25 protein-coding genes and 3 pseudogenes are annotated in these 24,146 nt (G+C 71.9%); 10 read left to right on the top strand and 18 right to left on the bottom strand.

What is annotated here, in order from left to right; genetic code table 11:
• Window position 1: 1 nt before the first annotated feature.
• The gene (locus tag B277_RS01635) at window positions 2–421 is read right to left on the bottom strand and encodes a rhodanese-like domain-containing protein (RefSeq protein WP_371417944.1); all 420 of its coding nucleotides are present in this window, start codon (window positions 419–421) and stop codon (window positions 2–4) included.
• The gene (locus B277_RS01630; RefSeq protein WP_007924434.1) at window positions 418–921 is read right to left on the bottom strand and encodes a cysteine dioxygenase; all 504 of its coding nucleotides are present in this window, start codon (window positions 919–921) and stop codon (window positions 418–420) included. Before B277_RS01630 ends, B277_RS01635 begins: the two co-directional genes overlap by 4 nt.
• Window positions 922–1,140: 219 nt before the next feature.
• Between B277_RS01630 and B277_RS01625 the strand changes: the two genes are divergently transcribed.
• From B277_RS01625 to B277_RS17240, 3 genes are all read left to right on the top strand, one after another.
• Window positions 1,141–1,731, top strand: coding sequence for a GNAT family N-acetyltransferase (locus B277_RS01625; RefSeq protein WP_007924431.1), 591 nt, complete (start codon window positions 1,141–1,143; stop codon window positions 1,729–1,731).
• A 64-nt stretch (window positions 1,732–1,795) separates the two neighbouring features.
• Window positions 1,796–2,764, top strand: a complete 969-nt coding sequence (ligD, locus tag B277_RS01620) for a non-homologous end-joining DNA ligase (protein ID WP_007924425.1) — start codon at window positions 1,796–1,798, stop codon at window positions 2,762–2,764.
• Window positions 2,765–2,812: 48 nt separating this feature from the next.
• Window positions 2,813–2,962, top strand: coding sequence for a hypothetical protein (locus tag B277_RS17240; protein WP_156811708.1), 150 nt, complete (start codon window positions 2,813–2,815; stop codon window positions 2,960–2,962).
• 59 nt (window positions 2,963–3,021) lie between these two features.
• Here B277_RS17240 and B277_RS01615 read toward each other — a convergent pair whose 3' ends face one another.
• On the bottom strand, window positions 3,022–3,348 hold the full coding sequence (locus B277_RS01615) for a TfoX/Sxy family protein (protein ID WP_007924422.1): 327 nt from the start codon (window positions 3,346–3,348) through the stop codon (window positions 3,022–3,024).
• A gap of 40 nt (window positions 3,349–3,388) precedes the next feature.
• Here B277_RS01615 and B277_RS01610 point away from each other — a divergent pair, with 40 nt between their 5' ends.
• Together B277_RS01610 and B277_RS01605 are read left to right on the top strand one after the other, a co-directional pair.
• Complete coding sequence (locus B277_RS01610; protein WP_007924420.1) at window positions 3,389–4,210, top strand: uracil-DNA glycosylase; 822 nt, start codon at window positions 3,389–3,391, stop codon at window positions 4,208–4,210.
• Between the two features lie 103 nt (window positions 4,211–4,313).
• Window positions 4,314–5,303 (top strand): quinone oxidoreductase family protein, encoded by a 990-nt coding sequence (locus B277_RS01605; RefSeq protein ID WP_007924418.1) that lies wholly within the window; start codon window positions 4,314–4,316, stop codon window positions 5,301–5,303.
• A gap of 306 nt (window positions 5,304–5,609) precedes the next feature.
• On the opposite strand, the gene B277_RS16375 is transcribed toward B277_RS01605, so the two are convergent.
• On the bottom strand, window positions 5,610–6,689 hold the full coding sequence (locus tag B277_RS16375; protein ID WP_007924415.1) for a DUF2079 domain-containing protein: 1,080 nt from the start codon (window positions 6,687–6,689) through the stop codon (window positions 5,610–5,612).
• 190 nt (window positions 6,690–6,879) lie between these two features.
• Between B277_RS16375 and B277_RS20140 the strand changes: the two genes are divergently transcribed.
• The gene (locus tag B277_RS20140) at window positions 6,880–7,290 is read left to right on the top strand and encodes an RICIN domain-containing protein (protein ID WP_083853584.1); all 411 of its coding nucleotides are present in this window, start codon (window positions 6,880–6,882) and stop codon (window positions 7,288–7,290) included.
• Window positions 7,291–7,363: 73 nt separating this feature from the next.
• Here B277_RS20140 and B277_RS01590 read toward each other — a convergent pair whose 3' ends face one another.
• From B277_RS01590 to B277_RS18600, 4 genes are read right to left on the bottom strand one after another with little or no spacing between them, the layout of a single operon-like run.
• The gene (locus B277_RS01590) at window positions 7,364–7,702 is read right to left on the bottom strand and encodes a hypothetical protein (protein ID WP_007924413.1); all 339 of its coding nucleotides are present in this window, start codon (window positions 7,700–7,702) and stop codon (window positions 7,364–7,366) included.
• 33 nt (window positions 7,703–7,735) lie between these two features.
• Complete coding sequence (locus B277_RS01585) at window positions 7,736–8,407, bottom strand: NUDIX hydrolase (RefSeq protein ID WP_007924411.1); 672 nt, start codon at window positions 8,405–8,407, stop codon at window positions 7,736–7,738.
• Window positions 8,404–8,994: a glycosyltransferase family 4 protein gene (locus B277_RS18605; protein ID WP_238539346.1), complete on the bottom strand. Its 591-nt coding sequence runs from the start codon at window positions 8,992–8,994 to the stop codon at window positions 8,404–8,406. The genes B277_RS01585 and B277_RS18605 overlap by 4 nt, the downstream gene beginning before the upstream one ends.
• Complete coding sequence (locus B277_RS18600; protein WP_238539345.1) at window positions 8,987–9,526, bottom strand: glycosyltransferase; 540 nt, start codon at window positions 9,524–9,526, stop codon at window positions 8,987–8,989. The genes B277_RS18605 and B277_RS18600 overlap by 8 nt, the downstream gene beginning before the upstream one ends.
• 42 nt (window positions 9,527–9,568) lie before the next feature.
• Between B277_RS18600 and B277_RS01575 the strand changes: the two genes are divergently transcribed.
• Both B277_RS01575 and B277_RS01570 read left to right on the top strand, forming a co-directional pair.
• The gene (locus tag B277_RS01575) at window positions 9,569–10,411 is read left to right on the top strand and encodes a PIG-L deacetylase family protein (RefSeq protein ID WP_007924409.1); all 843 of its coding nucleotides are present in this window, start codon (window positions 9,569–9,571) and stop codon (window positions 10,409–10,411) included.
• A gap of 66 nt (window positions 10,412–10,477) precedes the next feature.
• On the top strand, window positions 10,478–11,482 hold the full coding sequence (locus B277_RS01570) for a lysylphosphatidylglycerol synthase transmembrane domain-containing protein (protein WP_007924395.1): 1,005 nt from the start codon (window positions 10,478–10,480) through the stop codon (window positions 11,480–11,482).
• Window positions 11,483–11,500: 18 nt separating this feature from the next.
• Here B277_RS01570 and B277_RS18595 read toward each other — a convergent pair.
• From B277_RS18595 to B277_RS01555, 4 genes and pseudogenes are all read right to left on the bottom strand, one after another.
• A pseudogene (locus B277_RS18595) lies at window positions 11,501–11,995 on the bottom strand (type 1 glutamine amidotransferase); the annotation flags it as partial.
• 299 nt (window positions 11,996–12,294) lie between these two features.
• The gene (locus B277_RS20135; RefSeq protein WP_420795258.1) at window positions 12,295–12,846 is read right to left on the bottom strand and encodes a DUF1727 domain-containing protein; all 552 of its coding nucleotides are present in this window, start codon (window positions 12,844–12,846) and stop codon (window positions 12,295–12,297) included.
• A gap of 217 nt (window positions 12,847–13,063) precedes the next feature.
• Window positions 13,064–13,429: pseudogene (locus tag B277_RS20130) on the bottom strand (Mur ligase family protein); the annotation flags it as partial.
• A 253-nt stretch (window positions 13,430–13,682) separates the two neighbouring features.
• A complete protein-coding gene (locus tag B277_RS01555) occupies window positions 13,683–14,381 on the bottom strand; it encodes a lysophospholipid acyltransferase family protein (protein ID WP_007924388.1) in 699 nt (232 codons plus the stop codon).
• Between the two features lie 30 nt (window positions 14,382–14,411).
• Between B277_RS01555 and B277_RS01550 the strand changes: the two genes are divergently transcribed.
• Complete coding sequence (locus tag B277_RS01550) at window positions 14,412–14,801, top strand: cadherin-like beta sandwich domain-containing protein (protein ID WP_007924386.1); 390 nt, start codon at window positions 14,412–14,414, stop codon at window positions 14,799–14,801.
• Window positions 14,802–14,812: 11 nt separating this feature from the next.
• On the opposite strand, the pseudogene guaA reads toward B277_RS01550, so the two are convergent.
• The 6 genes and pseudogenes from guaA to B277_RS01520 form a co-directional block, all read right to left on the bottom strand.
• Window positions 14,813–16,391: pseudogene (guaA, locus tag B277_RS01545) on the bottom strand (glutamine-hydrolyzing GMP synthase).
• A 42-nt stretch (window positions 16,392–16,433) separates the two neighbouring features.
• Window positions 16,434–16,775 (bottom strand): DUF3817 domain-containing protein, encoded by a 342-nt coding sequence (locus tag B277_RS01540; protein ID WP_007924367.1) that lies wholly within the window; start codon window positions 16,773–16,775, stop codon window positions 16,434–16,436.
• On the bottom strand, window positions 16,772–17,518 hold the full coding sequence (locus B277_RS01535; RefSeq protein ID WP_040880516.1) for an SURF1 family protein: 747 nt from the start codon (window positions 17,516–17,518) through the stop codon (window positions 16,772–16,774). The genes B277_RS01540 and B277_RS01535 overlap by 4 nt, the downstream gene beginning before the upstream one ends.
• A gap of 35 nt (window positions 17,519–17,553) precedes the next feature.
• Window positions 17,554–19,344 carry an FAD-dependent oxidoreductase gene (locus tag B277_RS01530; RefSeq protein ID WP_007924363.1) on the bottom strand — a complete coding sequence of 597 codons (1,791 nt, stop codon included), beginning with the start codon at window positions 19,342–19,344 and terminating at the stop codon, window positions 17,554–17,556.
• On the bottom strand, window positions 19,341–20,933 hold the full coding sequence (locus tag B277_RS01525; RefSeq protein ID WP_007924362.1) for a succinic semialdehyde dehydrogenase: 1,593 nt from the start codon (window positions 20,931–20,933) through the stop codon (window positions 19,341–19,343). The genes B277_RS01530 and B277_RS01525 overlap by 4 nt, the downstream gene beginning before the upstream one ends.
• A gap of 242 nt (window positions 20,934–21,175) precedes the next feature.
• Window positions 21,176–22,297, bottom strand: coding sequence for a GuaB3 family IMP dehydrogenase-related protein (locus B277_RS01520; protein ID WP_007924359.1), 1,122 nt, complete (start codon window positions 22,295–22,297; stop codon window positions 21,176–21,178).
• A 136-nt stretch (window positions 22,298–22,433) separates the two neighbouring features.
• Between B277_RS01520 and B277_RS01515 the strand changes: the two genes are divergently transcribed.
• Entirely contained in the window at window positions 22,434–24,098 is a 1,665-nt protein-coding gene (locus tag B277_RS01515; RefSeq protein ID WP_007924358.1) for a DHA2 family efflux MFS transporter permease subunit, read from the top strand.
• Window positions 24,099–24,146 lie beyond the last annotated feature (48 nt).

Below are 24,146 nucleotides of genomic sequence, written 5' to 3'. Positions count from 1 at the left end.
GTCAGGCCGCGCGGAGGCGGGCGACCGGCAGGCCGAGCTCACGCCACGCGGCGAAGCCGCCGACGACGTCGGTCGCCCGCTCGATGCCGATGGAGCGCAGGGAGTCCGCCGCGAGCGACGAGGTGTAGCCCTCCTGGCAGAGGACGATGACGCGGTCGCCGAGTGCGACGCCGGGCAGTGCGGCTCCCTGCCGCGGGTCGAGCCGCCACTCGAGGACATTGCGCTCGATGACCCAGGGGTCGAGGACACCGGCGACCTCCCCTTCGGCGGCCCGCTGCGCTGCCGGGCGGATGTCGACGAGGCGGGCCGTGCCGTCGCGCACCTCCCGCCAGGCCTGCACCGGCGTGACGCGGCTCAGCCGGGAGCGGGCGTCGGCGAGGAGTGCGTCGACGCCGTCGTGGTGGCCGGTCACGCGGCTCACCACGCCTGCCGCTGCTCGACGCCCGAGGGGCGCAGCACGCCGTCGGCGAGGTCGTAGTGCGTCATCTGCGCGAGCGTCGGGCTGTAGGCGTGGACCGACACGGCGGCCTCGCGACCGAGGTTGACGACGTCGTGGAGGTGGCTGCCCCCGAAGGCACGGCCCTCCCCTTCGTCGAGCTCGGTCGCGACGACGGACCGCTCGCGGGTGCGCTCGGTCAGGGTGCCGCGCACGACGGTGAAGCCGCCGCGCGCACCGCCGTGGTCGTGCCAGCCGGTGCTCGTGCCGACGGGCCAGCGGATGAGCCAGACCTGCAGCCGGGGGCTGTCGGCGAGCAGCCGCCAGCTGCGCTCCCCCGGTCGGTCGGGGTCGGGTCCGAGGGTGTCGGCCAGTGCCGGGTCGCTCGCGAAGAGCTGCGTCAGGCGCAGCAGCTGGACGGGGGTGAAGGCCTCGACGCCGGGTGTCGGTCGGGCGAGGGCAGGTGTGGACGAAGTCGTGTACATGGGTGGGCTCCTGTGCGGTGGGGTCTGCGGGCTGCGGTCAGGCGCAGCGACGACAGAGGGCACCGAGGTGGAGCGCGAGGTCCAGGTGCAGACGACGCACCCCGGCGAAGGGGGTCCCGGCGCGCGTCGTGTGGTCCATGCGAGCAGCCCACCACAGGTGACACCACCCGAGCAAATTCCTATTCACATGGTGGGATATGAGCGACATAGGGTGCCGGCATGGCCCAGATCGTGCGACCCGACGCCCGCTACCAGCGCTCCTACCTCGAGGCTCTCGACGAGTTCGACGGGGCGCACCGTGACGGGGACGGCGACCTGCAGCTGGCGACCGACCCGACGACGGGCTTCGCCGGGCTGGACTTCACCCGCGAGGGGCTCGAGGACCCCGACACCTTCCGGCGCCTGGTGCAGGCTCGCCGCGCCGACGAGCTGCCCGAGACGCCGCGGCCGGCGCACTTCGTTCCGTGCACCTATCTGTGGATCGCCGAGGGCGACACCTATCTCGGGTCGATCTCCTTCCGCCACGAGCTGACCGACTTCCTCCTCGAGCAGGGCGGGCACATCGGCTACTCGGTCCGCCCCTCGGCGCGGCGGCAGGGGCACGCGAGCACCGCCCTTCGTCAGGTCCTGGAGCTCGCCGCCGAGATGGGCCACGAGCGGGTGCTCATCACCTGCGACGAGGACAACGCCGCCTCGCGGGCCACGATCGAGGGCGCCGGCGGGGTCTACGAGGACTCGCGGGTCGGCAAGCGGCGCTACTGGGTGCCGACGGTCACCACGGATCGGCCGGCGGGCGCGCTCATCGGGTAGGCGGGTCCCTTCGAGACGGTCGCTGCGCGACCTCCTCAGGGACCGTCGTGAGTACTGTCGGGGCATGGCCCGCGGCGAGCACGGCGACGACGTCCACCTCGACGTCGGGGGGCGCGACGTGCGCATCTCCTCCCCCGACCGGGTCTACTTCCCCGAGCGCGGTGAGACCAAGCTCGACCTCGCGCACTACTACCTCGCCGTCGGCGACGGGATCCTGCGGGCGCTGCGCGAGCGGCCGACGATGCTGCACCGGTTCCCCAAGGGCGTGAGCGGCGCCAAGGTCCACCAGAAGCGGCTGCCGAAGGGCGCACCCGACTGGGTCGAGACGGTGCGGCTGCACTTCCCGCGGTACGACCTGCACGCCGACGAGCTGTGCCCGACGGAGCTCGGCGCCATCATCTGGGCCGTGCAGATGAGCACCGTCGAGCTGCACCCGTGGAATGTCCGCCGCGCCGACGTCAACCGGCCCGACGAGTGGCGGATCGACCTCGACCCCATGCCGGATGCTCCCTTCGACCGGGTGCGGCGGGTGGCCGGCGTCGTCCACGAGGTCCTCGACGAGCTCGGGGTCGTCGGCTACCCCAAGACGAGCGGTGGGTCCGGGCTGCACGTCTACGTACGGGTCGAGCCGCGGTGGGAGTTCGCCGACGTGCGAAGGGCGGCGCTCGCCTTCGCCCGTGAGGTCGAGCGGCGTGCGCCGCAGGACGTGACGACGACGTGGTGGCGCAAGGACCGCGACCCGGCGACGGTCTTCGTCGACTACAACCAAAATGCCCGCGACCACACGATCGCGGCCGCCTACTCCGTGCGGGGCAATGCACGCGGGACGGTGTCGACGCCGATCACCTGGGACGAGATCGCCGACGTCGAGCCGCAGGACTGCACGATCGCGACGGTGCCAGCGCGCTTCGCGCGGGTCGGCGACCTGCACGCGAGCATCGACGACGTCGCGCACGACCTGACGCCGCTGCTCGAGTGGGCCGAGCGTGACGAGGCTGCCGGGCACGAGGGCCCGGCGGACCCCGGCGACTGATCGCTCACGCTGACGACGCAGATTTCCAGGAGGTTGAGCATGGTGCACATGGAGGAACTGCGCCCCCACTTCGGCGAACCCGTCTACCACCCCACCGAGCTGGAACGCCGGCAGCTGGTCGAGGGGCTCGATGCCACCGACCCCGACTCCACGCTCGACTGGGGCGACGTGCGCCAGCAACTCCGCTCGCGCACGTGACCGTCGGTCTCACCGCTTGGCGGCCGACGACCTGACGATCACGCAAGCCCGCGCCCGGCTCAACGGCGTAGGGCTGCGTCGACCCAATGGGTCAGTCCCGCCTCGTCGGCGACCGCGTCCGGGTGGACGTCGAGCCAGCTCGGACCCATGTCCTTGCCACCCATGTCGGCGACCTGCGCGTAGAGCGGGCCGGCATCGGCGAGCAGGTCCGTGCTCTCGGCCGGGTCGACCCGCGCGAGCAGCCCTCCCCCGCCGCGCACCCCGACGAGGATCGACCCGCCGACCATGAAGATCAGGGAGCCGAACATCCTCCTCTCCTCCCACTCGATGCCGCGCTCGGCAAGGTCGGCGCGGACGCGGGCGGCGAGAGTCTCGTCGATGGCCACGGCTCGAGTCTGCCCCACACGGTGGCCCTATGTTGGGTGCATGAGCGAGCTGCTGCCGCACCCGGTGACAGGGGCTCCCTTCGCCTCGCCGGTGGAGCCCGGGACCGGCTGGCCGGATGACCTCGCGAGCGCGGAGACGCCCGTGGCCCGCACGGCTGCTCAGGTGCGACGACTGGCGAAGGGAGCGGCCGACCAGGAGCTCGACGCGCGGATCTCGGTCTGCCGCGCCTGCCCCCGTCTCGTCGCGTGGCGCGAGGAGGTGGCGACGAGCAAGCGCGCGGCCTTCGCCGACCAGCCCTACTGGGGGCGACCGGTGCCGGCGCTCGGCCCGCCTGATGCCCCGGTCGTGATCGTGGGACTCGCGCCTGCGGCGCACGGAGCCAACCGGACGGGCCGCAACTTCACCGGTGACCGGTCGGGCGACTGGCTCTTCGCCGCGCTGCACCGGGCCGGCTACGCCAGCCAGCCCGAGTCGTGGGCGGCCGGGGACGGCCTGACCCTCGACGGCGTGCGGATCATCGCGCCGGTCCGGTGCGCTCCCCCGCAGAACAAGCCAACGACCGCTGAGAAGCAGACGTGCGCACCGTGGCTCGACGCCGATCTGGCGAGGAGCGCTCCCTTCGTCCGCTCGATCATGTGCCTGGGTGCGATCGGGTGGGACGCGACCATCGCCGGGGTGCGGCATGCCGGGTGGGAGGTGCCGCGGCCGAAGCCGCAGTTCGGCCACGGCTCCCGCGCGGTGCTGCGCACGCCCGAGGGACGCGAGGTGGAGCTCGTCGGCTGCTACCACGTGAGCCAGCACAACACCCAGACCGGCCGGCTCACCGAGGCGATGCTCGACGAGGTCATCGGGTCGCTGTGACCCGTCGAGACGGTCACAGAGCGACCCGGGTCCTGAGGAGCGAGTCCGCGCAGCGGGCGAGCGTCTCGAAGGGCAGGGACCGGGGCGGTCCTACGCTGGGGTCATGGCCACCATGCGCGCACTCGTCGTCACCCGCCACGGAGGACCCGAGGTCCTCGCCCTCGAGGAGCGGGAGGTGCCCGAGCCGGGGCCGGGTGAAGCGCTCGTCGAGGTGGCCGCCGGCGGCGTCAACTTCATCGACGTCTACCAGCGCGAGGGGATCTACCCGACCGAGCCGCCGTACGTCGCGGGCTTCGAGGCTGCGGGCACGGTGCGGGCGATCGGCGAGGGCGCATCGGTGGCCGTCGGCGACCGGGTCGCCTGGTCGATGACCTCGGGCCTGCACGCCGAGCTCGTCCTCGCCGACTCCACACGACTGCTCCCCGTGCCCGACGACGTCGACCTCGAGACCGCTTGTGCCGCAACGCTGCAGGGCATGACCGCGCACGCGCTCGTCACCGACTGCGTGCGCGTCGTGGAGGGCGCCGTCGCCGTCGTGCACGCTGCCGCCGGTGGCGTCGGCCAGCTGCTGACGCAGATGATCACCAACCGCGGCGGCACCGTCATCGCGACCGCAGGGTCGGACGCCAAGCTCGAGATCGCTCGCTCCCGGGGCGCCTCCGAGGTCATCAACTACGCCCGGAGCGAGGACCTCTCCGCCGACATCGCCGCCGCCGCACGCCGGCTCGGGGCCGACGCCGGTGTCGACGTCGTCTACGACGGGGTGGGCCAGGCGACCTTCGACGCGTCGCTGGCCTCCTTGCGCCTCCGGGGCACGCTCGTGCTCTTCGGCGCGGCGTCGGGGCAGGTACCCCCTGTCGACCTGCAGCGGCTCAACTCGGGCGGCTCGCTCTTCGTCACCCGACCGACGCTGGCCCACTACATCGTCGAGCGCGACGAGCTGATGATGCGCGGGCGTGAGGTCTTCGCCGACATCGCCGCCGGGCGACTCGACATCGCGATCCACCACGCCTACCCCTTCGCCGAGGCCGCCGAGGCCTACCGCGCGCTCGAGGGACGACAGACGACGGGCAAGGTCATCCTCGTCCCCTGACGCGGCTCGGCCGCGCGGCGCTCCGCCTCCTCGTGGCAGGCCGGGAGCCGGAAGCGCCGCGGCTCCCCGAGATCGACCAGCACGACGTCTGCGCGACGCCCCACCACGTCGTGGTCCGCGATGAAGAGTCGCTTGGCACACGAGGGCGCCGCCAACGTGTCGCGCTCTGGCTGGAGCAGGACGAATCGCCCTGTGGCGTCGTGCGTCTGGCTGAGCATCCGCACGGAATGGCTGTCGACGAGAGTCGGCCCGAGGTACTGATCAGCGACGATCACTGTGCCGGAGGGCACCTCGCGGGCCAGCTGCTCAGCGGCGACCTGGTGGGGACTCATCCCCCCTCGCCATGTCCACGGCGTCTGTGACGACACCACGCGGGAGGCACCCCACAGGACGGACAGGGCCATGGCGGCGATGAGGATCCGTCGTCCAACCCGCTGACTCCTGGACGGCCCGATCGCGCAGATGAGCACGGTCAGAGCCACCGGAGCGGTGATGACGTCGTAGTGCAGGTGCACGGACCAGTAGAGCTCGTTGGACGAGACGGCACGCCACGCGAGGCCGGGCAGGGCCATCAGGTGCAGCGGAGACCAGCGCAACCCCGCCAGCAGCGCGTAGAGCACGAAGGGGACGAGGCGTGGTCCGATCTCCTCCAGAGTCCAGACCCCCCCCGCTCGTGTCCCCGCTGGTGAAGTAGCGGAGATAGGGGTTCTGATGACCCGGGTTGACCCACAGGATCACGGCGTTGCTCACGATGAACCCCACCGCACCCAGACCTGCGAGTCCTGCTGCCATCCTGCGCTCGCGATGGATGAGGAACCACGCCGCGCCGGCACCGGCGACCATGAGGCCGGCGTCCTCCTTGATGGTCAGGACGGCCAGGGTCAGGACGAGTGCTGGCCGGCGTGCACCGGTGACCACCGACATGGCAAGGAGCAGGACGAAGGGAGCCCCCAGCGCCGTCTCGTGGACCTGGAACCCGGCCGCACTCACCTGCGGGAGCGCGAGCAGAGCCACCAGGGCCACGCCACCGACCTTCACGGACCGGGCACCCGCCCTCGCGACGCTCCACGTGCTGATCGCCACCACCAGGGCCAGTGCCAACGACTGGGCGACGATCAGGGCACGAGGATCGGCCCACATCTGGTATGCGAGCGCGAAGAGCACCGTGATGGGGCTGAAGTGGTCACCCAGGAGATTGATGCCCTTGATGTCCGAGTAGGGCCGGCCCAACGTCAGCCACGAGTGCGCCGCCTGCACGAAGATGCCGAGGTCGTAGTTGCCGTACTCGCCCCGCGAGTACCGGGCGACGCCGATCCACGTGTAGAAGGCCCATGCCACGGCACCCGCGCCGCCGGCGCTCCAGAGCCTCTGCCTCGTGGTCGTCATGACAGCATCATGACGAGCATGGACAGGGGGCACGAGCTGCGACATGCTCTGTGGACCACGTCACATTCTGGGGAGGAATCTGTGAATACCGTCAAGTCAATCGCCTGTGCATCCCTGCTTGGCTTGTGCATCGTCGCGACGCCCGCAGCGTCCGCCGTTGGACAAACCAAGACCAGCGCATCCGCTCCGGATGCCGCCACCAAGGACGCAACAGCATCCGCCACCGAGTACATCTGGAAGAATCGAAACACCCTCAAGTACCTGTACGGCCAAACTGATGGGGACGTTGTCGCCATCAGGCAAATCGTCAGAGTCTCAGGTGACGTCCTACGGACGTTGGTTCGCCACCTACAACGGCAGCTACAGGCTCTATAGGAACAAGGCGACAAACCGGTGTCTGGACTCCAATTCGAACGGGAACGTCTACATGAACGCCTGCTCGACGGGCAACAACTTCCAGAACTGGCTCCTCGTGAACGAAGGAGGCGGGTACTACCGGCTCAAGAACCGTGCGACCGGCCTGTGCTTGGACTCGTCAGCGGGTGGCAGCGTCTACACCAATCCGTGTAGTTCGAGCAACGCCTACCAACACTGGTCATAGTCGAGATCGCGTCGACGGGGTCCGTCCGAGTCTCGGGCGGACCCCGTCGCGCTGTGGCGACGTGCGACCTGGACTACCAGAGGAAGGCGATGGCGGCGTTGACGACCGCAAGACCGGCGGCGGCCCAGGCGAGCTTGCTCGCTGCAGCCTCGCCACGCTTGGCCTTGGCATTGCCGATCTCGGCGCAGGCGAGGACGGCGATCATGATGACGAGCTTGGTGCCGATCTTCGCGTGGTTGACCGGGTCGTCGCCCGCCTCGGCGAGGCCGGTGAGGCCCAGCCCGATGAGCAGCTGGAGGCGCGCACCCCACACCTGGACGAGGTGACCGCGCCCGGGGACGGCAGGGCCGACGACGATCGCCAGCATCGCGAGCATGTGGAGGATGTAGAGGATGAGGTGCAGGGCGTCCATGGCCGACAGCGTAGGCGACCGACCGGCCATCTCCTACAGCGGGTAGGAGTCGCCACCCGGCACGTGTGGCCAGGCCAACCGGACCATCTCGGCCAGCGGCAGTCGCCCCACCTCGCCCAGCGGGACCCATGCCGCAGCACCCGTCGAGCCGTCGACCTCGACGACGTGCGCGGGCGTCGGTCGCGGACACGTCGCCCGGTGGATCAGTCGCACGGCGTGGAAGTCCTCGTGCCGCTCCCCCGCCGTCACGTCGCCCACCCAGTGACGCGACTGCACCTGCACGAGCTCGTCGACGACGACGTGCTGCCCGGCCTCCTCGTGCACCTCGCGCACGACGCCGTCGACCGGGGACTCACCCGGGTCGACGCCACCGCCTGGCAGCGTCCACAGCCCGCCGGCGCCGCCCACCCAGTCGGCGAGCTGCGACATGAGCAGCCGCCCCCCGTCGACGACAAGGGCATAAGCGGCGAGCCGCTGCAGGACTGTGGCGCCGGGGCGGCCCGTCACGACGGCTGGTGACGGTACGCGCCTGTCCAGCGCGGCCACCCTCCAGTGCACCTCGACGTCGTCACCCACGAGCCCGCTGCCCGTCGGCTCCCCCGCCCAGCCGTGCGCGGCGAGCAGGTCGGCGGGGTCCTGCCCGTGCCCGAGCGGCCAGCGCCCGACCTCGCCGTGCGGGCCGTCTGCCACGACCACGACGCTCATGCGCCGGCCCGTCGGTACTCGTCGACCGCGAGCGCGACGACGCGGTCCCAGGTCTGGGCTGGCGGCACGCGCCGGTTGTGCGCGGCGATCCGGGTGCGCAGGGTGTCGTCGGCGACGATCCGCACGAGCGCGTCGGCGAGCCCGGCGTCGTCGGGGGCGAGCAGCCCCGAGACCCCGTCGGTGACGACCTCACGGACCCCGGAGTCGGCGCGCGCGATGACCGGCAGTCCCGCCGTGCGGGCTTCGAGCGCGGCGATCCCGAAGGCCTCGAGGCGGGTCGGGGACAGGTAGCCGTCGGCGCGAGCCCAGGCGGCCGCGAGCTCCGTGCGGGTGACGCGGCCACGCAGGCGCACGACGTCGTCGAGCCCGAGCGCGCTCACCCGAGCCTCCAGCCACGGCCGCAGCGGTCCTTCGCCGTAGACGTCGAGGGTCATGGCTCCCGGACCGAGTCGACCACGGGCGGCGGCGACGACGACGAGGAGTGCGCCGACCCGCTTGCGGGGGGCGAGGCGGGTGGCGGTGACGAGGCGGACGGGGCGGGTGGGGGTGGTGGCTTCGAGACGGCGCTGGCGCGCCTCCTCAGCCATCGGTGGTGTGGAAGCGCGCCACAGGCTCGGGTCGATGCCGTTGGGGAGCACGGCGACGGGTTCCCCCCTTCGCCGCCCGTCGCACACCCTCCGCAGCGAAGCCGGACACCGCCGAGAGCACCGCTCCGCGGTCTACCCAGCGCCGGATCATCGGGCCGAGCGGCCGCGCGGCCCGGTCGAGGACGCAGTGCCAGGTCAGGGCCGTCGGCAGCCCGAGGTCGGTGGTCAGGTCGGCCATGTCCCAGGCGAAGGGAGAGACCACCCCCATGTGCACGTGCGCCACGTCGAAGCCCCCTGCGGCGAGCACCCGGCGAGCCTCCGGTGGCGCGAGCGGGTTGACCGGCAGGCCCAGCGCGAGCGGGGTGTCCAGCCGGTGCACCCGCGCCCCACCAGCGCCCGGCCCACCCGCCGTCGCGGTGAAGACCTCGACCTCGTGCCCGGCCGCCACCAGCTGCGTCGCGAGGTCCCCGACCTGGGACTCGATGCCGCCGGTGCGCGGCGGGTAGCAGTCGGAGAGCAGGGCCACCTTCACGCGTCCAAGGGTGCCACGGCGGAGTGTGGGAGGGTTTCACCGATGGACTCCGCAGCCCGCACTCTCGTCGTCTTCCACGCGCACCCTGACGACGAGGCTCTGCTCACGGCGGGGACGATGGCCCGCGCCGCGGCCGAGGGGCACCGCGTGGTCCTCGTCGTCGCGACCGACGGGGCGCTCGGCGAGACCGACGAGACCGCCTACGGCGCGAAGGGAGATGCCCTCGCCTCCACCCGCAGCCGCGAGCTCGCCGCGAGTGCGCGAGCGCTCGGTGTCGCCCGCACCGTGGAGCTCGGGCACGCCGACAGCGGCAGCGGACCCGAGGTGTGGCCGGACCCGCCCGGAGGACGCCGCTTCGTCCGGGTGCCGATCGACGACGCGGCCAGCGCGCTGGCCGACGTGCTCGTCGAGGAGCGGGCCGACGTCCTGACGACCTACGACCCCCACGGCGGCTACGGCCACCGCGACCACGTGCGCGTGCACGAGGTCGGGGCGCGCGCCGCCGAGCTGGCGCGCGAGCGCGGGCTCGACGTGCGGGTCCTGTGGGCGACCGTCCCCCGCGACCTCATCTGCCGGGCGATCGACCTGGTGGCCAAGGTCTACCGCTTCCCGCCCGAGTTCGACCGGGCCAGCTTCGACCGGGCCTTCGCCGCGAAGGCCGAGATCACCCACCGCATCCCGGTGCGGCGCTTCGCGGCCGCCAAGCGCGCCTCGATGCGCGCCCACGCGAGCCAGGCCGCCGCCGACGGCGGGGGCGACCGCACGCTCGGGATGCTCGTGCGCATCCCCCGGCCGCTCTACGACCTCGTCTTCGGGCGCGAGTGGTTCGTCGACCCGGAGGCCCCGGGCACGGCGGCCACCGACGTCTTCGAGGGGCGGGCATGACGGGCGCGAGCTCGCCGGTCGGCGACGCGGACCCGCAGCAGAGGCGGGGCGCCCCCCTTCGTCCGGGTGCTGCAGGTGACGGTCGGTCTCGGGCTGGCCGTCGGGATGCTGTGGTGGGGCCTGCCGCACTTCGCCAAGACGTCGTGGAGCGAGGTCTGGCACGTGCTCGGCACCGTGCCGCTCTGGAAGGCCGCGCTCTTCGCGGGCCTCGTCGTCGGGGGGCTGTACTGCTACACCTTCGTCATGACGGGCGCCATGCAGGGGCTCGGGCACGTGCGGGCGCTGATCCTCAACGTCTGCGGGTCCTCCGTCTCCAACCTGCTGCCGGGCGGTGGCGCCATCGGCTTGGCAGCGACGTACTCGATCGCAAAGTCCTGGGGATTTTCGGCAGCGAGCGTGACGACGATGGCGGTCGTCACCGGGGTGTGGAATGTCCTGGCCCGCGCCGCCCTCCCGATCATCGCCGTGGTCGGCCTGGCCTGGGGTGCCACCGACCTGCCCCCCGCCATGCGCGAGGCCGCCTGGGCGGCGGTCCTGTCGGGCGCGGCGATCGTCGTCCTCTTCGCGCTGGCCATAGGTACCGACCGTGGTGCCCGGCAGCTGGGGCGCGGCCTCGACCGGCTCGTGCGGCTCGTGCGCCGCGGGCACGGCGGCACCATCGAGCGCGGCCTGACGGACCTGCGGGGGCGGATCGCCGAGACCGTCCGCACCGGGTGGCTGCAGATGTCGCTCGGCATGCTCGGCTTCTTCGGCCTCTACTACGTCCTCTTCCTGCTGTGCACGCAGACGACGGGCATCGAGCTGCCCTTCGGCCAGCTCTTCGCGGCCTATGCGATCGGGCGGCTGCTCACGGCGGTCGGCGTGACGCCGGGCGGCCTCGGCGTCACCGAGACCGGCACGGCAGCCGCGCTCGTCGCCTGGGGCGCCGACCCTGCGTCGGCGATGGCCGGGGTCGTGCTCTTCTCGATCTTCACGCACTTCCTCGAGATCCCCCTGGGGGCGCTCGGGTGGGTCGCGTGGAGCCTCATGCCGCGCGCCACCAACGACGAGCTGGCCGAAGCGGACAGCTGAGAGGCGCCGCCCGGTCCGTCAGCCGACGAGGCGACGCACCTGACGGGTGTGCGCCTGGCGCGCGACCTCGTCGTCGAGCTGCTCCGGCTCGAAGGCCCGCCCGGTCGCCCGCTCCGCCGCCCACCCGATGAGGGTGTCGGCGAGCCGCGGGTTGGCCGGCAGGATCGGGCCGTGCAGGTAGGAGCCGATGACGTGCCCGGTGACCGCGCCCTCGGTGCCGTCGGTGCCGTTGTTGCCCATGCCGTGCCGCACCCGGCCGAAGGGGGCCTGCCCCGCCCCGAGCGTGGTGGAGCCCGAGTGGTTTTCGTAGCCGACGACGTCGCCGTGGTCGGTGCTCAGCACGATCGGGCCGATCATCCGCTTTTCGTTGCCCTGGGTGGTCACGTCGAGGATGCCCAGGCCCGGCAGCCGCTCCCCCTGCACGGTGACGAAGGCCTTGCCGAAGAGCTGGTACATGCCGCAGATCATGAGCATCGGGGTGCCGTCGGCCGCGAGGTCGCGCAGCCGGTCCGCCTGGCGCTCGAGGTCGTCCTCGACCTTGGACTGCCCCGAGTCCCTGCCCCCCGCCGCCGACGACGAGGTGGACCTGCTCGGGCAGCTCCTGTCCGGGGTGGTGCTGGTGGACGACCGGCACGTAGCCGTGACGGCGGATGCGCGCGGCGAGGCAGCGGGTGTTGCCGAGGTCGCCGTAGATGCTCATCTCGCGGGGGTAGAGGTGGACGAGGTGGATCTCGCCCTTGCCCTCGTGGCCGGGGTCCGCGGGCAGTGCCGAGCCGGTGGGCTCACCGAGGATGGGGATGTCGCGGGTCATGTCAGGCTCCCTGGGTCTCGGGGGCGTCCACGCCCATCTCGGGCAGGTCGTACCGCTCGCCGAGCATGCGGCGCAGCGCGAGCATCGCGGTGTAGGTGCAGAAGATCCGCTTGGGCTCCCCGGCGTGGTCGGCGAGGAAGGCGTCGAGGGCCCGGCCGAGGTCGACCTCCGTCGAGGCCACCGGCACGTCGTCGTACTGGAGGCGCAGCGCCATGTCCCAGCCCCGCACACCGCTGGTGATCGCGACCCCCTTGTCCCGCAGCGACTCGAAGCTCACGTCGTAGAGCCAGGAGACGTCGCGGCCGTCGGCGTAGTCGTCGTTGATCGCGACCATCGTGGCGACGGGGGTCGAGCCGTAGGTGCCGAGGGCGACGGTGAAGCCAGCCGGGTTCTTGACGAGGACGAGCTCGAGCGGGGTCCCGTCGACGTCGACGACCTCGCCACGGCCGAAGGGAGGGGCCACCGTCCGCAGCGCCTGCTCCGCGGCCGCGGGGTCGAAGGCCTCGCCGAGCAGGGTCCGCGCCGTGGCCGTGGCTGCGGTCGCGTTGATCATCGCGGCGAGCCCGCGCTGACGCAGCTCGACGGGGCCGAGCCGCCCCCCCTTCGCCGGCCTCGCCGAAGAGCACGCTGAGCCGCTGCTCGTCCTGGGGCTGGAGCAGGCAGTCGCGGGCGCGGGCGGCGGGCGGCGACCAGGCGTCGTGGCCGCGGGCGTCGTGCTCCTGCAGCTCGCCGAGACGGTCGGCGATCGAGGCGTCGAGGCCGAACCACGTGACGTCGACGTCGGCGCCGACCGTCGTCGCGATGCGGTTGACGAAGGGGTCGTCGCGGTTGAGCACGACCCCGGTCGTCGTCATGCCGGCGAGCTGGGTCAGCAGGCCCGCGGTGTGGTCGATCTCGGCGAAGCGGTCGAGCTGGTCGCGGGCGACGTTGAGCAGCAGCGCGTACGTCGGGGCGACGGCGCGGGCGAAGTGCAGGGCGTGCGCCTCGTCGAGCTCGAGGACGGCGATGTCGGCCTGCAGCCGCCCCCGGTGGAGTCGCTCGCTGAGCATGGCGGAGATGACGCCGCGGGTGAAGTTGCTGCCCGTGGGGTTGGTGAAGACCGTCCGGCCGTGGGCCCGCAGGAGCGCGACGAGCATCTTGGTCGTCGTCGTCTTGCCGTTGGTGCCGGAGACGACGACGATCCCTCCGGGGACGTCGGCGAGCGCGTGGGCGAGGAAGCCCGGGTCGATCTTCTCCGCGACGAGGCCGGGGAGTGCAGAGCCTCCGGTGCCACCGCCCCGGAGACGGGCGGCGCGGCGGGCGGCCTTGCCGGCGAGGGCGGCGATCGTCGTCTTCAGCACCGCGCCATCGTACTGAGCCGGCCGCGCCGGTCGGCGGGGGCGCGCGCGGTCAGGCGACGTCGGGTCGGTCGGCGTAGCCGTCGGAGCGCTGCTGCGGCGACCGCTGCGCGATGGCGTCCATGACCTCGTCGGTGACGGCGCGCAGGAGCGCGCCCTTGACGTGCCGCTGCTCGAGGGCGGCGACGTCGACGGGCGGGGCGAAGCGCACGGTGACCCTGTGCGGCCGGATGCCGCGGGCATCGACGGGCTGCGCCTTGTCGGTGCCGATGAGGGCGCAGGGCACCACGGGTGCGCCGGAGGCGATGGCGAGCCGGCCGACGCCGGTGCGCCCCTTGTGCAGGCGGCCGTCCCGGCTGCGGGTGCCCTCGGGGTAGATGCCGAAGGCTCCTCCACCGGCCAGGTGCTCCTGCGCGAGCTCGAGGGAGCGGGCAGCAGCGCGGGCATCGGACCGGTCGACGGGGATCATCCCGCCGAACTCGCCGAACCACAGTCGCCCGAGCCACCCGGAGACGCCGGTGCCGGTGACGTACTCGGCCTTGCCGAGGAAGCCCACCTTGCGCCCTGCGGCGAGCGGGATGACCATCGAGTCGAGGAAGCTCAGGTGGTTGCTCGCGATGATCACCGGGCCGGTGGCGGGCACGTGCTCGGCCCCTTCCACCTCGAGCCGGAGGTAGGCGCGAAGGGGAGGCCCCACGAGCACTCGCCGCAGGAGCCACTCCATGACGCGCATCGTCGGGTGGGTGCTCACGCGGCCAGAGTAGTCAGTAGCGTCGGGGCCATGATCAGCACGGGTCGGGTCCGGGTCGTCGTCGCCGGGAGGGCGTCGATGGTCCGCCTCCGCGTCGACGGTCAGCCGTACCCGGTGGCCGGCGAGACCACGCTCGTCGACCTGTCGCCGGGTCGCCACCGCGTGGACGTCGAGTCGAGCGACGGGACGACCACCTACGGGGAGGCCACGAGCGAGGTCGACGTCCACCCCGGGCAGCAGGTCGACCTGCACTACGCGCAGCCGCGGTGGCTGTGGGGCCGTGGGCACCTCGGCCCGGCCCCGACGACACGCAGCTGGGCACCCGACTGGCGGCACATCGCCATCGGCTGCGGTGGCGCGGTCGCCCTCATCTGCTGCTGCGGCTCCGCCGGGGTGCTCTGGGAGCGGCTCGCCGGCTGATGCGGCTCAGCTCACTCCCACTCGATGGTGCCCGGCGGCTTGCTCGTCACGTCGAGCACGACCCGGTTGACCTCTTCGACCTCGTTGGTGATGCGGGTGGAGATCTGCGCGAGGACGTCGCCGGGCACGCGCGTCCAGTCGGCGGTCATCGCGTCCTCGGAGGAGACGGGGCGCAGGACGATCGGGTGGCCGTAGGTGCGGCCGTCGCCCTGGACCCCGACGGAGCGCACGTCGGCGAGCAGGACGACCGGGCACTGCCAGATCTCCTTGTCGAGGCCGGCGGCGGTCAGCTCCTCGCGGGCGATGGCGTCGGCCCGGCGGAGGATGTCGAGGTTGGTCTCGGTGACCTCGCCGATGATCCGGATGCCCAGGCCCGGGCCGGGGAAGGGCTGGCGGTCGACGATCGGGTCGGGGACGCCGAGCTCACGGCCGACCTGACGCACCTCGTCCTTGAAGAGGGCGCGCAGCGGCTCGATGAGCTTGAACTGCAGGTCGTCGGGCAGGCCGCCGACGTTGTGGTGGCTCTTGATGTTGGCCGCGCCGGTGCCGCCGCCGGACTCGACGACGTCCGGGTAGAGCGTGCCCTGGACGAGCCACTTGACGGGGTGACCGGACTCGTCGCCCTCGCCGACGACGTCGCGCGCCGCCTGCTCGAAGACGCGGATGAACTCGCGGCCGATGATCTTGCGCTTCTCCTCGGGGTCGGTGACCCCGGCCAGCGCGCCGAGGAAGCGCTCCTTGGCGTCGACGACGACGAGCTTGACGCCCGTGGCCGCGACGAACTCCTGCTCGACCTGCTCGGCCTCGCCCTGCCGCAGCAGGCCGTGGTCGACGAAGACGCAGGTCAGCTGCTCGCCGACGGCGCGCTGCACGAGCGCCGCCGCGACGGAGGAGTCGACGCCCCCCGGAGAGGGCGCACAGGACCCGGTCCTCGCCGACGGTCTCGCGGATGAGGTCGACCTGCTCGTCGATGACGTTGTCCGCGGTCCAGTCGGGGCTGAGCCCGGCGCCGCGCAGCAGGAAGTTTTCCAGCACTGGCTGGCCGAAGGTCGAGTGCAGCACCTCGGGGTGCCACTGGACGCCGTACAGGCGACGCTCGTCGTCCTCGAAGGCCGCGACGGGTGCGCCGGAGGTGCTCGCGGTGACCCGCATGCCCTCGGGGGCCTCGGTCACCGAGTCGCCGTGGCTCATCCACACCGACTGCTCCGCGGGCTGGCCGTTGAAGAGGGTGGACTCGCGGTCGCTCACCTGCGCGCGGGTCGATCCGTACTCCCGCAGGCCGGTGCGCTCGACGGTGCCGCCGAGCGCCTGGACCATCGCCTGGAAGCCGTAGCACATACCGAAGACGGGGACCCCGGCCTCGAGCAGCGTCACGTCGAGCGAGGGGGCGTCCTCGGCGTAGACCGACGAGGGTCCTCCGGAGAGGATCACCGCGGCCGGCTCCTTCGCGAGGATCTCGGCGACCGGCATCGTGTGCGGCACGACCTCGCTGTAGATCTTCGCCTCACGCACGCGACGCGCGATGAGCTGGGCGTACTGGGCGCCGTAGTCGACGACGAGGACCGGGCGGGTCTTGAGCGATTCCGTCACTTGCACAGGCTACCGGGCGGCGGGGGCTCCCCCTTCGCCACGTCAGGAGATGAGCGGACTGACCTCGCGGACGACCCGACGCTCCTCGACGAAGGCGACGAAGGGGATGCAGGCGAGCAGCAGCGTGAGGAGCATGCGGCCCACGGACCAGCCGACCTTGAAGCCCAGGTTGGCGGTCGCGACGGCGAAGACCATGAAGATCAGGCCGTGCACGGGCGACCACCAGGCGAGCACGTCATTGTCCATCCCGTACTTGAGGACCATCTCGACGATGAGGACAAACATGGCCAGACCGGCGATGACCGCGGTGATGCGGAAGAAGGTCAGCGCACTGGCGATGGCCCTCGGGTCGGCGGCCTGGCCGCCCTGCGTCTCGTTGCTCACGTCGACTCCTCCACCTCTCGAGCGGGCTCCCCCGCCTCGTCCTGGCGCGCCGCCTGGCGCACGACCTTCAACCACATCCACACCGCAAAGGCGGCGAACATCCACCACTGGACGGCGTACATGACGTTGCGAAACTGCAGCGAGGTGTCCGGCAGCGGCGGCGGGACCCGCTGCGGCGCCGCCGTCACACCGTCCTCGCTGACGGCGAAGACGAAGCCGTTGTAGATGTCACCCTCCCAGAGGTTGACCAGCTGGGCGATGTCCACCGACGTCAGCTCGCCGTCGTCGATGCCCCCGGTCTCGTCGGGGGCCTCCGGAGGGGCCAACGAGCCGACGATCTCGAGGGTTCCCCCAGGCGGCGAAGGGGGGTCCTCCCCCGCGGGCACGTAGCCGCGGACGACGGCCAGGTTGGCGCCCGTCTCCTCGACGACGAAGCGGTCGAGGACCCAGCTGACGGGCTGCCCCTCGAAGCGCCGGTCGACGACGAGGAGCGGCTCACCCGCGTACCTGCCGCGCATGCTGATCCGCTGCCCCGACCCGTCGTCGGGGAAGCCCTCGTGCGGGGCGATGACGTCGGCGACGGGCCGCACCGGGCGCTCCTGGACCTCGCGGACGGCCTCGGCACGGGCGACGTCGTGGGCGACTGACCACTGCCAGCGACCGGCGATGATGCCGAGCGCGACGAGCGCGAGCGCCACGACGAGCAACCCGAGGTATCGGGGTCGACAGGCGGTCCGCAGCACCGCCTCAGGCTACGTGAGCGCTCTGGGTGCTCCGCTCACGCACCCCGCACGGCCGGCATCGGCAGCGACACCTTCGAGCTGGTGTGGGTGAACTCGCGGACCGCCGGCGTCCTCGGCGCGATCGGGTCGAGCCGGCGGTAGGCATCACCCTGGGCGGGCCGCACGTCGGCGTCACCGACGTTGGGCCACAGCGAGAAGGCCCGCTCGGCCTGCGCGGTGATCGTCAGCGAAGGATTGACGCCGAGGTTGGCCGAGACGGCCGAGCCGTCGACGACGCTGATACCCGGGTGGCCCCACAGGCGGTGGTACGGGTCGATGACGCCGGTGGCCGGCGAGTCGCTGATGGGGGCCCCACCGAGGAAGTGCGCGGTGAGCGGGATGTCGAAGGCCTCGCTCCACGTGCCGCCGGGGTAGACGGGTTGACCGAGCCGTGCCGAGAGCTTGTCCGCGAGGACCCGGATGCCCTCGTGCCCGGCCTCGATGTAGGTCGGGTTCTCCTCGCCGTGGCCCTGCTTCGAGGTCAGCCGCCGGCGCCCACCCGGCCCGGTCGTCAGGTAGGTCGTCAGCGAGTTGTCGAGCGACTGCATGACCAGGCCGATGACCGTGCTGTCGGCGAAGTGCGTGCCCGGGGGGAACCACGCGATGAGCGCCGGGATGTTCTTCGGCAGGTCCGCGATGAGCTTGAGGAAGCGCGGGGTGCGCCCTGTCCGCGGCGGCGCGAGCAGCGTGGTGAGCATGCCCATCGCGTCCGACCCGCGCCCGTACCGGACGTTTTCGATGTGGGTCGACTCGTCCGGGTGGAAGGAGGAGGTGATGGCCACCCCCTTCGTCAGGTCGTGCTCGCCCTCCGGCGGCGACGATGCGAGGGCACCGACGAGGGCCTCCGAGTTGGTCCGCGTCAGCTCGCCGAGGCGGTCGCTGATCGCCGGCAGCTCCCCGTCCGCCTTCATCTCGTGGAGCAGGTGCTGGCTCCCCCACGTGCCCGCGGCGACGACGACCTTGCGCGCCGTCGTGACACGAGCGGTCTTGTCCCCCAAGGCATCCGTCGCCTCGTGACGCACCCGGTAGACCTCGTCGGGGCCGTCGGTGCCGGGGACGACCCCGACCCGGGTGACCGTGCGCATCGGCACGATCTGCACGCCCAGGCCCTCGGCAAGCGCGAGGTAGTTCTTCACGAGCGTGTTCTTGGCGCCCACCCGGCAGCCGACCATGCAGTTGCCGCACTCGGTGCACGTCGTGCGCGTGGGACCCGCCCCACCGAAGTAGGGGTCGGCGACCGTGCGGCCCTGCTGCTCCGGGGAGTCGTCGTCGCCGAAGAGCACGCCGACGGGGGTCTTGCGGAAGGTGTCGGCCACACCCATCTCGTCGGCGGCCTCGCGCATGGCCTGCTCGACGACGGACTCGCACCGGTTGGTGACGACACCGAGCATCGTGCTCGCCATGTCGTAGTGCGGCAGCAGCTCGGCCTGCCAGTCGGTGATGTGGCCCCACTGGCGGTCCCGGAAGAAGACCTCCGGCGGCACGTAGAGCGTGTTGGCGTAGTTGAGCGAGCCACCGCCGACACCTGCGCCGGCGAGGATCATCACGTCCTTGAGCATGTGGATGCGCTGGATGCCGTACATCCCCACCTTGGGCGCCCACAGGAAGTTCTTCAGGTCCCAGCTGGTCTCGGCGAAGTCCTCGTCGGCGAAGCGCCGACCGGCCTCGAGGACCGTCACGCGATAGCCCTTCTCCGCCAGGCGAAGGGCGGCGACCGAGCCCCCGAAGCCGGAGCCGATGACGAGGACGTCGGTGTCGACCGCGGTGTCGACGTCAGCCGGGGTCACCGCATGCCCGCCGTCTTCATCGCGCGCAGCCCGAGGGTGAGCACCTTGGCGTGGAGCGCGTCGCTCATGCCGAAGGCGGGGGCGATCGGGACCAGGTGCTGCACGGCGACCGTCTGGGCCTCCGTGTACTTGAGGATGCCCTCCGCGCCGTGGCGGCGACCCATGCCGGAGTCCTTCATCCCACCCATCGGGGCACCCATCGAGGCCCACGCCGCGGCGTAGGCCTCGTTGATGTTGACCGTCCCCGTCTCGAACCGGGCGGCCAGACGCCGGCCGCGAGCGATGTCGCGGGTCCACACCGAGGAGTTGAGCCCGTACTCGGTGTCGTTGACGAGCGCGATCGCGGCAGCGTCGTCGGCGACCCGGTAGATCGACACGAGCGGACCGAATGTCTCCTCGTCGCGACAGGTCATCGCCGAGGTGACGCCCTCGAGCACCGTCGGCTCGAAGACGTAGGGCCCGAGGTCGGGGCGGTGCCTGCCACCGGTGAGGACCTTCGCCCCCTTCGCCGTGGCGTCCTCGATGTGGGCGGTGACCGTGTCGAGCTGCGCTTGGCTGACCAGCGAGCCCATGTCGTAGCCGTACTCGAGGGCGGTGCCGATCGTCATGGCGTCGACGGCGGCGACGAAGCGGGCGATGAAGTCATCGGCGATCGCCTCGTGCACGACGACCCGCTCGGTCGAGATGCACAGCTGGCCGGCGCTGGAGAAGCACGCACGGACCGCACCCTCGACGGCGCGGTCGAGGTCGGCGTCGTCGGCGATGTACACCGAGTTCTTGCCACCGAGCTCCATGCTGAAGGAGACCAGTCGCGATGCCGCGGACTGGGCGACGCGACGGCCGGTCGCGGTCGAGCCGGTGTAGCAGACGTAGTCCGTCGAGTCGACGACCGCCTGCCCCGTCTCGGAGCCGGGGCCCAGCACCACCTGGAGGACGCCCTCGGGCAGACCGGCCTCGTGGAGCAGCTCGACGCCCGCGAGGGCCGTGACCGAGCCCTGCTGGTCGGGGCGCAGGACGACGGCGTTGCCGGCCATGAGCGCGGGCAGCGCGTCGGTGATGGCCAGGCTCAGCGGGTAGTTCCACGGCGAGACGATGCCGACGACGCCCTTGGGCCGGTGGTGGACGCGGGTCTGGGTGAGGAGCGGGTAGGCGCCGGCCACCTTGCGCGGCCGCAGGTGCGACTCGGCCGTGCGGCCGTAGTAGCGCGCCGCGAGGGCGGTGTCGAGCACCTCCTCGAAGGCCTGCTTGCGCACCTTGCCCGACTCGATCTGGACCAGGTCGAGCAGCTCGACCTGGTGGGAGAGGACGAGGTCGTGGAAGCGCAGGAGCACCCGACGGCGCTCGTCGAAGGAGGTCGCGGCCCAGCGCGCCTGGGCGGCGCGGGCTCCGGCCACGGCACGACGCACGTCGCCCTCCCCGGAGAGCGGCAGGGCGGCGATCGGGCCGCCCGTGAGCGGCGAGGTGCGCGTGAAGGTCTGCGCCGTCGGCGAGGCGACGACGCGGCCGGCGTAGCGCCGGGCACGAGCGGGGTCGACCGCGTAGGTCGCCGTGGGGTCCAGCTCTGGGTCAGCGATGATCTCCGAGGTCATTACCTCACGGTAACCGGGGGTCCCCGGACGCGCCAGAGGACGTCCGTGAATCGGCCCATGAAGGCGGCCCCTCCCCCTTCGCCCCGGGCCCTCCACCCGCATTTCCCTAGGGAAATACCACCCCCAGTGCGCATCTGCCTAGGGAAATGCGCCACCCCTTCCGCATCTGCCTAGGGAAATGCGCACCCCCTCCCGCACGTGCCGAGGCAGATGCGGAAGGGGGGTGGCGAGGTGGGGGTGGGTCAGCTCGGCTGGTGTGGCGCGACGACGACCTCGATGCGCTGCAGCTCCTTGACCTCGGTGTAGCCGGTCGTGGCCATGGCCCGGCGCAGCGCACCGATGAGGTTGGTCGTGCCGTCGGCCACCTTGCTCGGGCCGAAGAGCACCTCCTGCAGCGGCGCGACAGAGCCGACTTCGACGCGCGCCCCACGAGGCAGCTCGGGGTGGTGCGCCTCGGCGCCCCAGTGGAAGCCGCGACCGGGGGCATCGGCCGCGCGGGCCAGCGCCGCACCCAGCATCACGGCGTCGGCGCCGCAGGCGACCGCCTTGACGATGTCGCCACTCGTCCCGAGGCCACCGTCGGCGATGACGTGGACGTAGCGGCCACCGGACTCGTCGAGGTAGTCGCGGCGGGCGGCAGCGACGTCGGCCACGGCGCTGGCCATCGGCGCGTGGATCCCCAGCGCTTGGCGGGTCGTGTGGGCCGCTCCCCCGCCGAAACCGACGAGGACACCCGCCGCACCGGTCCGCATGAGGTGCAGGGCGGCGGTGTAGCTCGCCGCGCCACCGACGATGACCGGCACGTCGAGCTCGTAGATGAATCGCTTGAGGTTGAGCGGCTCGGACCGGCTGCTCACGTGCTCGGCGGAGACCGTCGTGCCGCGGATGACGAAGAGGTCCACCCCCGCGTCGACGACGGTCTTCCAGTGCTGCTGCGTGTTTTGCGGGCTGAGCGCACCGGCGACCGTGACGCCGGCCGACCGCAGCTCGCGCAGCCGCTCGCTGATCAGGTCGGGCTGGATCGGGGCCGCGTAGATCTCCTGCATCCGCGCCGTCGCGAGGGCCGGGTCGAGCGAGGCGATCTCCGCGAGCAGCGGCTCGGGGTCGGAGTAGCGCGTCCACAGGCCCTCGAGGTCGAGGACCGGCAGACCGCCGGCCTCGCCGAAGGCGACGGCCGTCGCCGGCGACATCACCGAGTCCATCGGGGCCGCGATGACCGGCATCTCGAAGTGGTAGGCGTCGATCTGCCAGTCGAGCGACACCTCCTCGGGGTCGCGCGTGCGTCGACTCGGCAGCACCGCGATGTCGTCGAAGGAGTAGGCCCTGCGGCCACGCTTGCCCCGGCCGATCTCGATCTCGTTCACCCGCCCAGCCTAAAGGGCTTGGCCCCTCGTGGGTGACGGCGCATACTTGCATGGCCGACGCATGTATCTCTCCCGCCGGCCAGGGTGGCGACGAGGCCGCCGCCTCCCCCCTTCGCACCCCTGACAGGAGACCCCTGTGTCTGCACCTGCGCACGATCCCACGCTGCCCACGGAGTATCCGGACAAGATCGACGCGGCCGTCCTCAAGATCGCCGGCGTCGTCGTCCTCGGCTCGATCATGTCGATCCTCGACATCACGGTCGTCAACGTCGCGCTCCCGCACTTCCAGACCGACCTGGCCACGGGCCCCGAGCCGCTGCACTACTCGACCGTCGCCTGGACCGTCACCGCCTACACGCTGGCCTTGGCCACCGTCATCCCGCTGACCGGCTGGGCCGCTGACCGCTTCGGCACCAAGCGGCTCTACCTCGCCGCGATCGCCTTCTTCGTCGCCGGCTCCGTCCTGTGCGCCTTCGCGCCCTCCATCGAGATGCTCATCGGCGCCCGCGTCGTCCAGGGCCTCGGCGGCGGCATGCTCATGCCGCTCGGCATGACGATCATGACGCGCGCGGCCGGCCCGGACCGCATCGGTCGCCTCATGGCGATCCTCGGCATCCCGATGCTCCTCGGCCCGATCGGTGGCCCGATCCTCGGTGGCTGGCTCATCGACAACGCCCACTGGCTGGGCCGCCCGAGCTGGACCTGGATCTTCCTCATCAACCTGCCCCTCGGCATCGTCGCCCTCGTCTACGCCGCGCTCGTCCTGCCCAAGGACCACACCGAGCCCACCGAGTCGCTCGACATCATCGGCCTGCTCCTCATGTCGCCCGGCCTGGCGCTCTTCCTCTACGGCGTCTCGTCGATCCCCGAGGAGGGCACGGTCAACTCGCCCAAGGTCTACGGCACCGCCCTGGCCGGGCTCGTCCTCATCCTCGCCTTCGGCTGGTGGTCGATGCGCCCGAAGCACCCGCTGCTCGACCTGCGTCTGCTCGGCAACCGGCAGTTCTCGATCGCCGCGCTGACGATGTTCCTCTTCGCCGCGGCCTTCTTCGGCGGCCTGCTCCTCATGCCGACCTACTTCCAGCAGGTGCGGGGCGAGACGACGACCATGGCGGGCGTCCTGATGATCCCGCAGGGCCTCGGCGCCCTGGTCACCATGCCGATCGCCGGCATGCTGGTCGACAAGTACCCCGTCGGCCGGATCGTGCCCGTCGGCATCGCCCTGATCACCGGCGGCATGTTCGCCTTCACCCAGCTCTCCGCGGACTCGAGCTACTGGGGCTTCGTCATCCCGGCGCTCTTCGTCATGGGTCTGGGCATGGGCGCAACGATGATGCCGCTCATGACGAGCTCGCTCAAGGCGCTCACCGCCCACCAGGTGGCCCGCGGCTCGACGCTGCTCAACATCACCCAGCAGGTCGCGAGCTCCTTCGGCGTGGCCATCGCATCGGTCGTCCTGACCCGTGGCTTCGAGGACCGTCCCCTCATCGGTCAGGCGCAGGCCTTCGGCGAGGAGAGCGCCGAGGTCACCGACCCGGGCGCGATGCAGCAGCTCCTCGCGAAGTTCCCCGAGGTCGCCCAGGTCATGGCGCAGTACGCGAGCGACCCGCAGGCCGGTGCCGCCGCGCTCGTGCACGCAGTGCGCGTCGACATGGCCGAGGCCTTCGCCGCGACCTACTGGGTCTCGGCCTTCATGTGCCTCGCGACCCTCGTCGTCGCGGCCTTCCTCCCGCGCAAGCACGAGGAGAGCCACATGCTCGACGAGGAGCCCGGCGAGGCCGCTCCGGTGCTCATGCACTGACTCCACCCGACCAAGGAGGGGGGCCACGCGCGGAATCCTGCGTGGTCC

The sequence above is a fragment of the Janibacter hoylei PVAS-1 genome, from assembly GCF_000297495.1.
GTDB lineage: Bacteria > Actinomycetota > Actinomycetes > Actinomycetales > Dermatophilaceae > Janibacter > Janibacter hoylei.
The sequence above is the reverse complement of the archived record's forward strand: the minus strand, read 5'-3'. Positions and strand labels throughout refer to the sequence as shown.

What these genes read in the sequence shown, in the direction of transcription:
- B277_RS18605 (WP_238539346.1), bottom strand. Translation starts at nt 8,994, where the DNA reads ATGGCTGAGGAGGCGCGCCAGCGCCGTCTCGAAGCCACCACCCCCACC.
- B277_RS01575 (WP_007924409.1), top strand. Translation starts at nt 9,569, where the DNA reads ATGGACTCCGCAGCCCGCACTCTCGTCGTCTTCCACGCGCACCCTGAC.
- B277_RS16375 (WP_007924415.1), bottom strand. Translation starts at nt 6,689, where the DNA reads ATGACGACCACGAGGCAGAGGCTCTGGAGCGCCGGCGGCGCGGGTGCC.
- B277_RS20140 (WP_083853584.1), top strand. Translation starts at nt 6,880, where the DNA reads ATGCCGCCACCAAGGACGCAACAGCATCCGCCACCGAGTACATCTGGA.
- B277_RS20135 (WP_420795258.1), bottom strand. Translation starts at nt 12,846, where the DNA reads ATGATCAACGCGACCGCAGCCACGGCCACGGCGCGGACCCTGCTCGGC.
- ligD (WP_007924425.1), top strand. Translation starts at nt 1,796, where the DNA reads ATGGCCCGCGGCGAGCACGGCGACGACGTCCACCTCGACGTCGGGGGG.
- B277_RS01590 (WP_007924413.1), bottom strand. Translation starts at nt 7,702, where the DNA reads ATGGACGCCCTGCACCTCATCCTCTACATCCTCCACATGCTCGCGATG.
- B277_RS01525 (WP_007924362.1), bottom strand. Translation starts at nt 20,933, where the DNA reads ATGACCTCGGAGATCATCGCTGACCCAGAGCTGGACCCCACGGCGACC.
- B277_RS01585 (WP_007924411.1), bottom strand. Translation starts at nt 8,407, where the DNA reads ATGAGCGTCGTGGTCGTGGCAGACGGCCCGCACGGCGAGGTCGGGCGC.
- B277_RS01625 (WP_007924431.1), top strand. Translation starts at nt 1,141, where the DNA reads ATGGCCCAGATCGTGCGACCCGACGCCCGCTACCAGCGCTCCTACCTC.
- B277_RS01550 (WP_007924386.1), top strand. Translation starts at nt 14,412, where the DNA reads ATGATCAGCACGGGTCGGGTCCGGGTCGTCGTCGCCGGGAGGGCGTCG.
- B277_RS17240 (WP_156811708.1), top strand. Translation starts at nt 2,813, where the DNA reads ATGGAGGAACTGCGCCCCCACTTCGGCGAACCCGTCTACCACCCCACC.
- B277_RS01605 (WP_007924418.1), top strand. Translation starts at nt 4,314, where the DNA reads ATGGCCACCATGCGCGCACTCGTCGTCACCCGCCACGGAGGACCCGAG.
- B277_RS01610 (WP_007924420.1), top strand. Translation starts at nt 3,389, where the DNA reads ATGAGCGAGCTGCTGCCGCACCCGGTGACAGGGGCTCCCTTCGCCTCG.
- B277_RS01630 (WP_007924434.1), bottom strand. Translation starts at nt 921, where the DNA reads ATGTACACGACTTCGTCCACACCTGCCCTCGCCCGACCGACACCCGGC.